At 65.4% G+C, this 12,413-nt stretch carries 15 protein-coding genes and 1 pseudogene; 11 read left to right on the top strand and 5 right to left on the bottom strand.

Annotation, left to right across the window (positions count from 1 at the left end):
• A pseudogene (locus A985_RS0113740) lies at positions 1–354 on the bottom strand (NAD(P)(+) transhydrogenase (Re/Si-specific) subunit alpha); the annotation flags it as partial.
• A gap of 459 nt (positions 355–813) precedes the next feature.
• Here A985_RS0113740 and A985_RS0113735 point away from each other — a divergent pair.
• From A985_RS0113735 to A985_RS0113685, 11 genes are all read left to right on the top strand, one after another.
• Positions 814–1,290 (top strand): NUDIX hydrolase, encoded by a 477-nt coding sequence (locus A985_RS0113735; protein ID WP_017233978.1) that lies wholly within the window; start codon positions 814–816, stop codon positions 1,288–1,290.
• Complete coding sequence (gene mnmA / locus A985_RS0113730) at positions 1,287–2,441, top strand: tRNA 2-thiouridine(34) synthase MnmA (RefSeq protein ID WP_017233977.1); 1,155 nt, start codon at positions 1,287–1,289, stop codon at positions 2,439–2,441. Before A985_RS0113735 ends, mnmA begins: the two co-directional genes overlap by 4 nt.
• A gap of 69 nt (positions 2,442–2,510) precedes the next feature.
• Positions 2,511–4,112 (top strand): FMN-binding glutamate synthase family protein, encoded by a 1,602-nt coding sequence (locus tag A985_RS0113725; RefSeq protein WP_017233976.1) that lies wholly within the window; start codon positions 2,511–2,513, stop codon positions 4,110–4,112.
• Between the two features lie 224 nt (positions 4,113–4,336).
• Positions 4,337–5,137 (top strand): helix-turn-helix transcriptional regulator, encoded by an 801-nt coding sequence (locus A985_RS25505; protein WP_017233975.1) that lies wholly within the window; start codon positions 4,337–4,339, stop codon positions 5,135–5,137.
• A complete protein-coding gene (gene sctF / locus A985_RS0113715; protein WP_017233974.1) occupies positions 5,134–5,352 on the top strand; it encodes a type III secretion system needle filament subunit SctF in 219 nt (72 codons plus the stop codon). The genes A985_RS25505 and sctF overlap by 4 nt, the downstream gene beginning before the upstream one ends.
• 41 nt (positions 5,353–5,393) lie before the next feature.
• Positions 5,394–5,744 (top strand): DUF1039 domain-containing protein, encoded by a 351-nt coding sequence (locus A985_RS27060; RefSeq protein ID WP_157211465.1) that lies wholly within the window; start codon positions 5,394–5,396, stop codon positions 5,742–5,744.
• The gene (gene sctI / locus A985_RS25495) at positions 5,741–6,097 is read left to right on the top strand and encodes a type III secretion system inner rod subunit SctI (RefSeq protein WP_017233972.1); all 357 of its coding nucleotides are present in this window, start codon (positions 5,741–5,743) and stop codon (positions 6,095–6,097) included. The genes A985_RS27060 and sctI overlap by 4 nt, the downstream gene beginning before the upstream one ends.
• 56 nt (positions 6,098–6,153) lie before the next feature.
• Positions 6,154–6,936 carry a type III secretion system inner membrane ring lipoprotein SctJ gene (sctJ, locus tag A985_RS25490; RefSeq protein WP_232424618.1) on the top strand — a complete coding sequence of 261 codons (783 nt, stop codon included), beginning with the start codon at positions 6,154–6,156 and terminating at the stop codon, positions 6,934–6,936.
• Positions 6,894–7,580, top strand: coding sequence for a type III secretion system domain-containing protein (locus tag A985_RS25485; RefSeq protein WP_017233970.1), 687 nt, complete (start codon positions 6,894–6,896; stop codon positions 7,578–7,580). Before sctJ ends, A985_RS25485 begins: the two co-directional genes overlap by 43 nt.
• Complete coding sequence (locus tag A985_RS0113690) at positions 7,556–8,245, top strand: hypothetical protein (RefSeq protein ID WP_017233969.1); 690 nt, start codon at positions 7,556–7,558, stop codon at positions 8,243–8,245. Before A985_RS25485 ends, A985_RS0113690 begins: the two co-directional genes overlap by 25 nt.
• Positions 8,238–9,374 carry a TyeA family type III secretion system gatekeeper subunit gene (locus A985_RS0113685; protein WP_017233968.1) on the top strand — a complete coding sequence of 379 codons (1,137 nt, stop codon included), beginning with the start codon at positions 8,238–8,240 and terminating at the stop codon, positions 9,372–9,374. Before A985_RS0113690 ends, A985_RS0113685 begins: the two co-directional genes overlap by 8 nt.
• A gap of 77 nt (positions 9,375–9,451) precedes the next feature.
• Here the strand turns inward: A985_RS0113685 and A985_RS0113680 are convergent, their stop codons facing one another.
• The 4 genes from A985_RS0113680 to sctC form a co-directional block, all read right to left on the bottom strand.
• Positions 9,452–9,865 (bottom strand): hypothetical protein, encoded by a 414-nt coding sequence (locus tag A985_RS0113680; RefSeq protein WP_017233967.1) that lies wholly within the window; start codon positions 9,863–9,865, stop codon positions 9,452–9,454.
• A 201-nt stretch (positions 9,866–10,066) separates the two neighbouring features.
• Complete coding sequence (locus A985_RS0113675) at positions 10,067–10,306, bottom strand: EscE/YscE/SsaE family type III secretion system needle protein co-chaperone (RefSeq protein ID WP_017233966.1); 240 nt, start codon at positions 10,304–10,306, stop codon at positions 10,067–10,069.
• A complete protein-coding gene (gene sctD, locus A985_RS0113670) occupies positions 10,281–11,612 on the bottom strand; it encodes a type III secretion system inner membrane ring subunit SctD (protein ID WP_017233965.1) in 1,332 nt (443 codons plus the stop codon). The genes A985_RS0113675 and sctD overlap by 26 nt, the downstream gene beginning before the upstream one ends.
• Positions 11,609–12,413, bottom strand: an 805-nt coding sequence (gene sctC / locus A985_RS28590) for a type III secretion system outer membrane ring subunit SctC (RefSeq protein WP_198288698.1), incomplete at its 5' end; no start/stop codon positions are given. The genes sctD and sctC, both read right to left, overlap by 4 nt.

The following is a 12,413-nucleotide window of genomic DNA, read 5'->3' as shown; positions in this document are numbered from 1 at the left end:
CGGCGCGGCTTCCAGGGCGAACGCCGTAATGCCGGCGGCCGCCATGCGCGCATTGTTCTCGGCATCGAACGGGTTGAGCATGCCGACGACGACGCTGCCGCGCGGGATGAGTGCGAGTTCTTCGGAGGAGGGGGCCCGTACCTTGAGTACGAGTTCTGCCCCCAGGGCGTCGGCGGCGGTGCCTAATGTGGCGCCGGCGGCTTCGAAGGCCGCGTCGGGCACGCTTGCGGCGTCTCCTGCACCGCGTCCAACCACGATCTGATGTCCTGACGCGACCAGCTTCTTCACCGTCTCGGGCGTGGCCGCGACACGGGATTCGCCGGTAAGCGTTTCGGCGGGGATGCCGATTCTCATTACGTCTCTCCTTGGGTTTGTGAACTGATCTCATCAGCGGCCAAGGAGCCGCAGCGCGTGCGCTGCCGGGGCAGGCGCATTACCTGTTTCGCCGCTGATGACATTAGTCCTGCACAAACCACTGCAATCGAACTACTGCACAAACCGGTGATGCGGTACTGCCACTGCATGCTGCACATTGCTGGTGCTGGAAGCTTACCCGAAGATGACAGGCACGCCTATTGCACGAAACCGCATATGGATATGCCGACGGGGCCGGGACGATGGTCGTTGCGGCCGACCGACCGGTCGGTCGTCTCGGCCGCCACACTCACTACGCTCACCCGTCCTCAGCGCCAAACCCCGTCAGACGGTAAAATGCTGCTTTTATCGGGGTAACGTCTCGGACCAACCGCGTGGGCCAACCGCCGGCCACGGTCCATGGGGCCCGTCAGGTCCCCCGTCCTGCAAGGATGTGTCATGAATGCACGCTGGAAGCCCAACGTGACGGTCGCCGCGGTCGTTGAGCGCGACGGCCGTTTTCTGTTTGTCGAAGAGCAAAAGCGTGAAGGCCTGTTGATCAACCAACCGGCCGGTCATCTGGAGCCGGGCGAGTCGATTCTCGACGCGGTGCGCCGTGAAGTGCTGGAAGAGACGGCCTATGCGTTCGCGCCCCAGCACCTGCTGGGCATCTATCTCGCCCCCGGCCCCGGCGACATCGCGTATCTGCGCTTCGCGTTCACCGGCACACTGGGCGAGTTCGATGCGTCGCGTACGCTCGACGACGGCATTGTCGGCACCGTCTGGCTGACACCGGACGAAGTGCGTGCCCAGCGCGCGCGCCATCGCTCGCCGATTCTCGAGCGCTGCATGGACGATTACCTGCGGGGGGTCCGTTACGACCTCGCCCTACTTCTGACCCATCCGGCGAGCGCCGGCGGGCAAGGCAACACATGAGTCAAAAACGCGTAGTGGTCGGCATGTCGGGCGGCGTGGATTCGTCGGTCACGGCATGGCTGCTCAAACAACAAGGCTATGAAGTCGTCGGCCTGTTCATGAAGAACTGGGAAGACGATGACGACAGCGAATACTGTTCGACCCGGCAGGACTGGATCGACGTGGTCTCGGTCGCGGACCTGATCGGCATCGACGTCGAAGCCGTGAACTTTGCCGCCGAGTACAAGGACCGTGTGTTCGCGGAATTCCTGCGCGAGTATTCGGCGGGCCGCACACCCAATCCGGACGTGCTGTGCAACGCCGAGATCAAGTTCAAGGCGTTTCTCGATCACGCCGTGGCGCTGGGCGGCGAGACCATCGCCACCGGTCACTACGCCCGCGTGCGCGAGCGCGATGGGCGCTTCGAGTTGCTCAAGGCGTTCGATCACACCAAGGATCAGAGCTACTTCCTGCACCGGCTGAACCAGCAACAGCTTTCGCGCACGATGTTCCCGCTTGGCGACATGCCGAAAACGAAGGTTCGCGAGATTGCCGCGCAGATCGGATTGCCGAACGCGAAGAAGAAGGACTCGACCGGCATTTGCTTCATTGGCGAGCGCCCATTCCGCGACTTTCTCAATCGCTACCTACCGACCCAACCGGGCCCGATGAAAACGCCTGACGGAGCGATCGTGGGCGAGCACGTGGGCCTAGCGTTCTACACCCTGGGCCAGCGCAAGGGCATCGGACTCGGGGGCAGCCGCGAAGGCTCCGGCGAGCCGTGGTTCGTGGCGCGCAAGGACATGGCGAGCAACACGCTGTATGTGGTGCAGGGCCACGATCATCCGTGGCTGCTCTCGAACACGCTCGATGCCGAAGACCTGTCGTGGGTCGCGGGCGAGCCGCCGGCCGAGGGCACGCGCTGCGGCGCCAAGACCCGCTACCGGCAAGCCGACGCCGCATGCGAAGTGGTGCGTGCCGACGCCGATGCGCTCACGTTGTCGTTCTCCGAGGCGCAGTGGGCGGTCACGCCGGGGCAATCGGCCGTGCTGTATGACGGCGAGGTCTGTCTGGGCGGCGGCATCATCGCGGCCACGACGCCGGCCGACGCCGGCAGCGCTAACCCCCAGGCCGCCGTGGCCGCCAAACACGCCATCCTCAATACGCATTGAATCCGCCGGCGCTCGCCGGGGGACCCCCGGCCGCGTGCCGGCGAGTGTCCCCTAAAGCAAGGAGATTTCATGTTCTCGCGCCGATTTCTGGCTCTGTGGCTCGTCGTGGCGTTGCTCCTGGCAACGTTGGCGGGCGTGCTGTTCGACGGTTGGCATCCGCTCTGGCCGTTGCCGTTTGCTGCGCTGGTGGCGCTCGGCGTGTGGGATATCGTGCAGCAGCGTCACGCCGTGCTGCGCAACTACCCGCTGTGGGGACACTTCCGGTTTCTGTTCGAATTCATCCGCCCCGAAATTCGCCAGTATTTCGTGGAAGACGATACGTCCGAAACCCCCTTCTCGCGTGCCCAGCGCAGCATTGTCTATCAGCGCGCCAAGGGCGATGTCGACAGCCGGCCGTTCGGCACCGAGATCGATGTCAAGGCGACGGGCTACGAATGGATTGCCCACTCGCTCGCGCCGACAGTCCTGAAGGATCACGACTTTCGCATCACCATTGGCGCGGATCGCGCACAGCCGTATTCGGCGTCGATCTTCAATATCTCCGCCATGAGTTTCGGTGCCCTGTCGGCCAACGCCATCCGCGCACTCAATCGCGGTGCGAAGCTCGGCAACTTTATTCATGACACCGGCGAGGGTTCCATCTCGCCGCATCATCGGGAGCAGGGCGGCGACCTGATCTGGGAGGTGGCCTCGGGCTATTTCGGATGCCGCAACGACGACGGTACCTTCAACGCCGAGAAATTTGCGGCGCAGGCGACGACGCCTCAGGTGAAGATGATCGAGGTGAAGCTCTCGCAAGGCGCAAAGCCGGGACACGGCGGCGTGTTGCCCGCGGCCAAGATCACGCCGGAGATTTCCGCCACGCGCGGCGTGCCGATGGGGCAGGACTGTATTTCGCCGTCGCGTCACAGTGAGTTCTCGACGCCGCTCGGGTTGCTGCAATTCGTCGAGCGTCTGCGCACGCTCTCGGGGGGCAAGCCGACCGGGTTCAAGCTGTGCATCGGCCATCCGTGGGAATTTTTCAGCATTGTGAAGGCGATGCTCGAGAGCGGTATCCTGCCCGACTTCATCGTCGTGGACGGCTCGGAAGGCGGCACGGGCGCCGCGCCGCTGGAGTTCACCGATCATGTGGGTGCGCCGCTGCAGGAAGGACTTCTGCTCGTGCACAACACGCTCGTGGGGGCCGGGTTGCGCGAGAAGATCCGCATCGGTGCATCGGGCAAGATCGTTACGGCATTCGACATCGCCCGTACGCTGGCCATCGGCGCCGACTGGTGCAACTCCGCGCGCGGCTTCATGTTCGCGATCGGCTGTATTCAATCGCAGAAATGTCACACCGATCGCTGCCCGACGGGCGTCGCAACGCAGGATACGTTGCGTCAGCGCGCCTTGGTGGTGCCGGACAAGGCGCAGCGCGTGCACCAGTTCCACGCGCATACGTTGCATGCGCTGCAGGAGTTGATTCAGGCGGCGGGGTTGTCGCATCCGTCGGACCTGCGAGCGCATCACATCGTCGAGCGTGTGTCGACCAACGAGATTCGCCTGATGTCGGAATCGCTCAAGTACCTTGCGCCGGGCGATCTGCTGCGCGGCCAGTTCCGTTATCAGCTCTACGAAAAATACTGGCCGATGGCGCGTGCCGACAGTTTCTCTCCGGCTGAGGTCACCTGACAGAACGGCGCAAGCCCAGGCAAGAGGCTTCCACCACAACCCGACGCGATGCTGCGCCGGGTTTTTTTACGTTTCCCGATAGTTTTCTTCCCAAATACGATAACGCCGAGGTCAGGCATCGCACATTAAGGTCTCCACCGGATGATGCTCGCGGGCGGACTCGCCTATGGTGTGGCCTTCGACTTTGTCATCCCGGCGACCGCCCGTCGTCAGAGGAGGAGCCTATGAGTACGGTGCGATTTCTGATCAGCCACCACGACGTCAAACTGAATGTGAACGGTCTCATACACACGCTGCCGGCCGGCGGCATGACCGCCACCCATTCGGATGCGACGATCGATGCCCCAGGGCCGGTGATGTCACACGATTTTCACGCCTGCGACCTGCAGGCGCTGTACCCCGATGTCGTCGATCTGCTCGACCGCCGTCCGCTCGGCGTTTTTCATCGACAGGCGGCACGCACGTTGATTCTCGAGCCCAGCATGGTCGACGTGGCCATGACGTTGCAAAACGTCGACCGCATGGCGATGTTGCGTTTCTTCTACGTCTATTGCCTGTGTCGCGATCAGCGGTACTTCTCGGCCATGTTGCGTCAGACGATTGCGGGCAGCCATTCGCTGTTCGATTTCGTCGAGGCAAATTTTCACCGACCGTGGCCGGTCGGCCGCCTGGCCGAGGAGTTCGGCATGCCGCTGCGCAAATTTCGCTACCTGTTTCAGCAAACGTATGGCATGCCCGCGAAGCAGTGGCTGTTGGAGCGGCGCCTTCGGCTGGCGCGCGATCTGCTGCTGTCCACGCGCCACAAGGTGCTCGACATCGCGCTCGAATGCGGCTTCACCAACCACGCGCACTTTACCGACACCTTCCGCAAGCGCTTCGACTGCGCGCCGACGGAAATCCGACTCGGCACGCCGCCGCAGCGCGGTAGCCGTCGTGTGGCCATGCCGCAAGCCGACGCCTACGCCGCCATGCGCGCCGATCTGGTGGCGGGACACGGCGCCGTCACCGAGGAGGGCGTGCAATGAACGTCGAAGAGATTCACCGCGGGATGTCCGAAGGGGTGCGACGCATGTCCGACGAGGCCACCCAGGCCGTGCGCGCACCCGAAACCAACGACCCTCGGCATATGCTCGATGTCCAATTCAAGTTGCAGCAGTTCTCGACAATGGTCGGGCTGCATAGCGCTGCGATCAAGCTCATCAAGGACACGCTGATGGGCATCATCGCCAAGATCGCATGACGCGCGCAGACCGCGTACCCAGCAATGCCGCGGATTCATGGTTGGACGCGTCGATCCGGCAAATCGTCGTCGAACTGGCGCTGGCGGGTGCGCATCACGGCATGCAGTCGCAAGCCCGCGTGATCCTGCATGCCTTGCCGTCGCTCGTGACGGATCGTGAGACGCGTCAATGGCTGCACTCGGCGCTTCTCATCGCGCTCGGCGATACGCGCGCGGCGCGCGCCCACCTCGCCAAGATCGAGGCAGCCGGACACGACGGCAACCCGACAGGCGATGTGCTCGCCCGCTGGCTTGACGCGATGGACGCCAGCCAGTCCGCCAACGCGATGTCGCCGACGTCGCCCGCGTTGTCCTCCTTCTCCTCCTCTCCTCCTCCCGTTCCCTCGTCATGACCACTTCTCAGATCCCTGCGGTACTTGCGCACGCGTCTGCCATTGCAACGCCGGCGAACGCCGCGCTCGTACCGGCCAACGCCAGCGAGCACGACGCCGTTCATTTCGGTCAGGCCCTCGCGAGCGCGCCGTCGCTGCCGGAGCATCATCTGCTCAGCGCAGCGGGCAAGCTTGCGGGTAACACCGAACGCCTGGCCGATCGGGTGGCGATCGACGAGCGCACGCTGGACGATCCGACCCGCATGCTCGCGATGCAGCGAGCCCTGACCGAGCGCGTGCTGGCACTGGAGTTCGTGGCGAAGGTGGCAGGCGCCGCCACGCAAGGGGTGAACAAGCTGGTGCATATGCAATGACGTGCGGCCGTCGCATCGCCGACGTCGTGACGAGATCGGCGAGACGTACCCCGTCCGTGGCACAAAGCCGTTGGCGCGGTCGATGGCTGCTGGGCAGCCTGCTCGTGATCTCGCTCGCCGGGTGCAAGGTCGAACTGCATCGCTCGCTGAGCGAGACCGAGGCCAACCAGATGTTGGCGCTATTGCTGGTGTCCGGGCTGCAGGCCGACAAGCGCGCCGACACCGCGGGCATGACGGTTCGCATCGAGCGCAGCGATTTCGTGCGCGGTGTCGAGGTGCTGCGCCAACACGGCTTGCCGCGCCAGAAGCGCGCGTCCGTCGAGGACGTCTTTCCACCGGGACAACTCGTCAGTTCGCCTGTGCAGGAGCAGGCGAAGCTGATCTATCTCAAGGAGCAGCGACTCGAGCGCATGCTCGCGTCGCTCGACGGCGTGATGGTGGCCGAAGTCTCGATCGCGCAGGTGCCGACGGATTCCGCAGGGCGCACGACCTTGCCGCCCGGCGTGGCTGTCTTTGTGAAGTACAGCCCCGAGATCAATATGACGCAGCGTATGACGGACATACGCAGTCTGGTTCACGACAGCGTGCCGGGGGTGACGCCCGAGCGCATCAGCATCGTGTTGCAGCCCGCCGATTATCGTTTGCCCCGCGCGTCCATCGACGCGTCGACAGGTGCGCCCACGGGCCCATTGACGGATCGCGGACGCGGGCTGCCGACGATGACGTGGGGCATGGTCGTGGCGGCGTGTATCGGGCTGGCCGCTGCCGCGGCGGTGGCGTGGCGTCGGCGCGCATCATGGGTGCCGCGTTTGCGCGCCCGCGTATCGAAGGCATCGTGACGCCCGCGCACTGCGGCGGCGCTACCCAACTTGCACGCCTGATCTGGCAGCCCGGCATGCAAATGGACGTCGGCTGGTGGCGCGCGTTCGATATGTTGCCTTGGCGAGAGGCCTACCGGCGACACGCCGCGTGCCGTGCGTCCATCGACTGTCTGGTCATCGCCCGGCGCGGCTGGCCGGGTGCGGCGGCGGGCGATTGCGCACCCCCGCAAGGCAACACGGCGCAAGCGATGCTGAGGCGGTTGCCGAACCTGCGACGTCTGTCGTTGGCCCACGGCTTGCGCGCGATGGGATGTCCAGACTATCTCCTGCTCGGCACGTACCGCCGTGCGTTGGCTTCGTGGCTCGACGCCTGGCAATGCGACCGTTTGCTGCTCACGCGTCGGGATTGGCCTGCCAGTCCCACCCTGTCGCCCGAGCAGGTCGTTCCTGCGGCGCTGGCGGCCACCGGCGCGTGCCTGGATGGCGCGCCTGAGCTGCCGTGCGTCGAGGTGGCGACGGTGAGCAAGGCCGCCAGACTGTTGCTTCCCCCGCCGGCCGACATTGAACCGTTTGCGTCGGGTGCGCGTTTGACGAACGAGGACATCTGGCTGCGGTTTGCAGCGCTGGAGAAGATGCTATGTATGTCGTCGACTTCGCCTTGACGGCCATCGAAGCGATGGACGGCCCCGCGCCCGCGGGGCCGGTGATTCCCCGCCAGGCACTCGAGGAGCTTCGCGAACAGGCAAGTCTACGGGCTCGCTGGATGGCGCAGGCAAAGACCGAGCGTGACGCCGCGCTGGCCGACCGCGAACAGGCACGTATCGATGCGCAGGCGCTGCGCGACGCGTGGCGGGACGCGGCGCGCGAGCAGGCCAGAGAGGAGGCGGCGGCGCTTGCGGAAACAGCCCGCCGTGACGCCGTGGCGCAGGCCGTTGCATGGCTGGTCGACGAGGCGTCGCTCGAGCGCGACATCGTTCGCTCGTTGGAGCGTCGCGTGACAGACGCCCTGGGCGCCGCGCTGTCGAATTTCATCGCCCCGCTCGATGTCGGTGAGCGCTTCGCACAACGCGTCGCACGCGCTTTACCCGCGCTGGTGCGCGAAGGAGCCCTCGTGCTGCGAGTGCCGCCCGCCCATCGCGACGACGTGGCCGATGCCTTGCGAGCGGCCGATATTGTGCTGGCCTGCACGGCGGATGCCACGCTGGTTGGCCGGCAGGCCCGCATCGAAAGCGAATGGGTGACGGTGTGCCTGGATCTCGACGCGGATCTCGCGGCCGTCCTCGAGCGCCTGAACGCGAGTCCAGATCTGGAGATCGCTGATGGTTGAGCGCTTGCCATCGTCCGGTCCATCGACGGGTCGGGCAATCCAGGAAAACAAGGCCGTTGAGCGCCGGGTGGCGGACGAATGGCTGCCGCTGGATGGTGAGGCAAGCGCGGCGCGAGGGTTGCCTGCCGACATGCCGGGACATATCGCGCTTATCGAAGCGACCATCTCGCAGAACGAAGAGGCGGCGGTCGCCGAATCTCAAGAGAATCTCAGCTTCGCCCTCGGGGTGCGATTCCGCAGGGCGAGCGATCGCGATGTGCGCGACGACAAGCAGCGTGCGCGCGCCCTGTTCGAGCAGCAGATGCATCGGTTTGCGCGCGTGAACGCGGCGCAATTCGAGCGACTGCGCGGGCAGTTGCGCGATCTTCCGTTCGTTCCCGACCCACATCAACTGATTCGCCAGGCCCACCTGTCGGCCGGGCATGCGGCGTTGGTCGTTGCGGCCTGGTTGGCCGATGGCGGGCTGGACAGCAGAACGCGCAGCCGCTTGCGCCGGACGTTGGACGAACTGACGTCGTCCGAGACGTGGGCGATCGAGGCCTTCGCTGCGCTGGAATGCGGTAACGGGCAAAACCCAGGCATGGCGCTGTTGCAACAACTCAAGTCGCTGTTCCGCCAGTCACAAGGATCGCAGCGCTCGTTGACGCAATGGTTCGACGAATGCCGGCGCTTTGCGCAGCGTCGTGCGCGGTTGCGCGCGCTGATGCAGGCGCTGGGGTTGGAGTTGGGCGCGCGCGAGGCCGGTGCGGAGCTCCCGCGTCTGGCGGCCGTCATCGACGATCTTCGTCGAGTGGTGCTGTTTCTCACGCTGGAGTCGGCATGCGAGCAAGCGGCGCAGACATTGCGCGCGGCAGGCGCTCGCGCGTTTGAGACGGACACGATGATCTCGGAGATGCTCACGTTACTGGATCAGCCGTGGGTGGGCGTGGAATGGCTTGCGCAACGCGCGGCCCATCTAGGCATGGTGACGGTCGACGCGCGCTACGCGTTTGCGCGCGAACTGACTCTGCTGGTGCAGTCGGCCCATGACGGTTGCTTTCGCGACGAGACACAGCGCGAGACGCTCGGCGAAGCACTGGATGGCTGGCGCGCGGAGATCGCCCACGAGGGAGAGGTGACCGGGGGGTAGTGGGGAAGTGGGGGACGCGAGGATCGGGGGGATGGGCTGGCGCACAACGGATGCGCCAACGGGTACCGCGGCGGCGCTCAGGCGCGCAGGTGCTCCCGGCAGAGCTTGATACGGTCATAGAAATCGGTGAGCGCTTGCGCGAACGGCTCGGGCTCGGCGGCGGCTTCGTCCGTCACCTGCGCGTGAAGAATCAGACGACGGTCGCGCTCGCGCAACTGCACGTGCCCGGTGACGGCCCATTCGGCCGGCTCAATGAGCAATTGCAGAAGCCGCTCACTGTTGGCACGATGCAGACGTGCGGCTTCGTCGGTGGCCACAATGGCATGAATACTGCACGCCTGGTTTTTCAAGGTTTCCACGATGATGCTGGGCGAGGCGGTAAACGTCAGCTCGATGGGCGAGTGATTGTCGACGGTATTAATCTTGCTCGGGTCGCAGCCGATCAACTTCAGCGCTTCGACGAGAGTTTTCGCTAGGTCGTAACTTGGCATGATATGCGTGGAGAGTGGAAGAAATCGTCGACGCGCCCCGTGCCAGCGTCCTGCGACAACGCGGGGACGAAAACCGCTCGCACGGGGCGCGCGATGCCGAAGGTTCCCACGATTGGACCGAGCAGACTTTGGTCGCGCGAGCTGGGTTGTCGCTTCTGCGCACACGCGAGCATCGATCGACGCCCACCGTCGCTCCCGTCGTCACGACGACGATCCGTAAGACGTGGCGTACCGCCGCGCGACGCCCTCGAGAATCACCTCGGCGGCGCGGACCGCTTGCATCTGTGTTTGCGCAAGCGCGTGCTGCGCGGGCGCAAGCGGCGTGTGCAGCGCCTGTTGTAGCGCCTGGCGCGCGACATCGAGCTGTGTGCCGACGTCGCGCGCGACAGCCTCGGGCGCGGCGGCGAGGCGGTCTTCAAGCTGGGTCAGGCGAATCGTCATACAGCGTCTCCGGAGACAGGGGTAAGTAGAAAAGCCGGTCGTGCGAGCCGATCGACACGCCGCCCGTATGAATCGCGATCACGCGTGTGCCGCCGGGCAGACGCGCCCCCTGCGCCAGGCGCGTGCCGTCGGCGAGGGTGATCTGCGGCGCGTTGGGCGAGCCACCTATGCTCACGAGCGGCGCGGAAAAGCCTGTTTCGACCAGCGTCGGGATCTGTGGCGGAAGCGGCTCGATGCGCACGGGCATCGCGTTGTCACCGGTGTTCCATGTGTCGACGATCCCCTTCAACGACGCTTGGCGTCCCACGGTCAGTGCCCCGGTAAGCCGCCATCCGTTGCGATCGCGTGCGATATCGATGCCGCGCAACTGGCCGGCGTCGCGTAGCGTCTTCAACAGCCGCTCGAAGCTGTTGGCCGTGCCTTCTGCCACGCGCCAGCCATGCGGCAGCGCCAATGCATCGAGCGCGTTGGCGGCTGAGCGCCAGCGGGCGTCGGCGACCGTCGGCGCACCGATGAGCACTTCGCCGTCCGGCGTGACGCTCACCTGTGCGGTACCGAAGCCGTGCAAGCGTAGCAACGTGCGCACTGTCTGTATGGAATTCGCGGGGCACCAGGTCTCGTCGCTCAACGCTTTGCCCAGCCAACGCGCCTCGGCGCGCAGTCGTGCAAGCGCGTCGTCGTCGATGCAGCCACCGGACAGGCGTACCGCATTGCCGCTGTGATCCAGCACGACGCGGGGCGCGACGCGTGCCGCGAGCGCTTTGAGCGCATCGGGCGGTGGCGGCGCGGCGATGACGTTGGCGGTTCCCGTGCGCCAGATCGCGACGTCCGCCGCCGCGATCAGTAGCGATAGTCCCGTGACTGCGATCCAGGCGGTCTGGGCGCGAGCGCGCCGCGCAGGGGCTTCGGCCGCTTGGGGGGATTCGGGCGCGAGGGTCATGCGAGGCGATGCCGTGTGCTCGGGACGCCGCTCTGGACGTTTTGGCATGGGCGCGGGAGCGCTTTCGCTGCCGTCGCCGAGCCAGATGCCGAGGCCGGCAAGATCGATCGCCGTATGCAGCGGGAGCCTGAGCGTGTCGGCCGCGCGATCATCCGATGCGGCGACGGGCACGCCGTCGACCCAGACTGGCGCCGGCGTGAGCAGGCGAACGCCATCGTCGTCGACGCCCAGCGCGATCTGGGCGCCATGATCGAGCGTCATCGCGATATCGGAATCACTGTCGCCGATCGTGAGTGTGCCCGGTGGTAGCGGCATGGGTCGTCCGGCGAGGGGGCCGTCGAGCAGCGTGAGCGTGAGCATGCTCATGCGCTCGGCAGGTCGGCCGCCGGCTCGGCCTTGATCAGAAACAGACGCATGACACTGTCGCTCCGGTTGCTCGTCGAACTGAACAGGCGGCCGATGAGCGGCAGATCGCCCAGCAGGGGAATCTTGCGCTCCTGCTCGTGCTGCGCGTCCTGCACGAAGCCGCCGAGCAGCAGGCTTTGTCCCGCCTGGAGCGTGGCATGCGTCGAAATCGAGGAGTTGCGGATCGTCGGGACCTCGTTGCGGCTGTTGCGTTCGCTGCGCACTTCGCCGCCGTCTTCAATATTGAGGGTGAGCATCACCTGCTCGCGACCATCACCTTCCTGCGGAACGAGTCGCGGCGTGACACGCAATAGCGATCCCGACGTCACGCTCTCCAGTTTGGCGACCTTCTCGCCTGAGACCTTGGTATAGAACGTCACGCTGCGATCGAGTACGGCCTGCATATTGTCGAGCGTGACGATGGATGGGCGGGATAGAACGCGCGCCTTGGAGTTTCGCTCCAGCGCGCTCAAATTGACCATGAACTTGTTGGTGTCGCCGACCAATGTCGTGAACGTGCCGGAGTCGCCACTCTGTGTCTGCGAGTTCAGCGACACGGCGCCGAAGCCACCCAGCCGGGCGCTGCCGGAGAAGTCGACGCCAAGTTCGGCGATATCGCTGGCGTTGACGTCGATGATCGCCACCGAGATGTCGACCAGGCGGGGCCGGATGTCGAGCTGCGCGATCAGGTCGCCATAGATCGGCAGATTGCGTCGCCGCTCACGCACGATGACCGCATTGCGACGCGGATCGGCGGAAAAG

Origin of the sequence: Pandoraea sp. B-6, assembly GCF_000282835.1 — a bacterium.
Classification (GTDB): domain Bacteria; phylum Pseudomonadota; class Gammaproteobacteria; order Burkholderiales; family Burkholderiaceae; genus Pandoraea; species Pandoraea cepalis.
Note: the sequence above shows the minus strand (reverse complement) of the source record. Positions and strands in the feature narration are given on the sequence as shown.

Coding starts and splice junctions, on each gene's coding strand:
- A985_RS0113690 (WP_017233969.1), top strand. CDS start 7,556: ATGTATGTCGTCGACTTCGCCTTGACGGCCATCGAAGCGATGGACGGC.
- A985_RS0113675 (WP_017233966.1), bottom strand. CDS start 10,306: ATGACGATTCGCCTGACCCAGCTTGAAGACCGCCTCGCCGCCGCGCCC.
- A985_RS0113685 (WP_017233968.1), top strand. CDS start 8,238: ATGGTTGAGCGCTTGCCATCGTCCGGTCCATCGACGGGTCGGGCAATC.
- A985_RS0113680 (WP_017233967.1), bottom strand. CDS start 9,865: ATGCCAAGTTACGACCTAGCGAAAACTCTCGTCGAAGCGCTGAAGTTG.
- sctF (WP_017233974.1), top strand. CDS start 5,134: ATGAACGTCGAAGAGATTCACCGCGGGATGTCCGAAGGGGTGCGACGC.
- A985_RS0113725 (WP_017233976.1), top strand. CDS start 2,511: ATGTTCTCGCGCCGATTTCTGGCTCTGTGGCTCGTCGTGGCGTTGCTC.
- A985_RS25505 (WP_017233975.1), top strand. CDS start 4,337: ATGAGTACGGTGCGATTTCTGATCAGCCACCACGACGTCAAACTGAAT.
- A985_RS25485 (WP_017233970.1), top strand. CDS start 6,894: ATGGGTGCCGCGTTTGCGCGCCCGCGTATCGAAGGCATCGTGACGCCC.
- A985_RS0113735 (WP_017233978.1), top strand. CDS start 814: ATGAATGCACGCTGGAAGCCCAACGTGACGGTCGCCGCGGTCGTTGAG.
- mnmA (WP_017233977.1), top strand. CDS start 1,287: ATGAGTCAAAAACGCGTAGTGGTCGGCATGTCGGGCGGCGTGGATTCG.
- sctI (WP_017233972.1), top strand. CDS start 5,741: ATGACCACTTCTCAGATCCCTGCGGTACTTGCGCACGCGTCTGCCATT.
- sctD (WP_017233965.1), bottom strand. CDS start 11,612: ATGAGCATGCTCACGCTCACGCTGCTCGACGGCCCCCTCGCCGGACGA.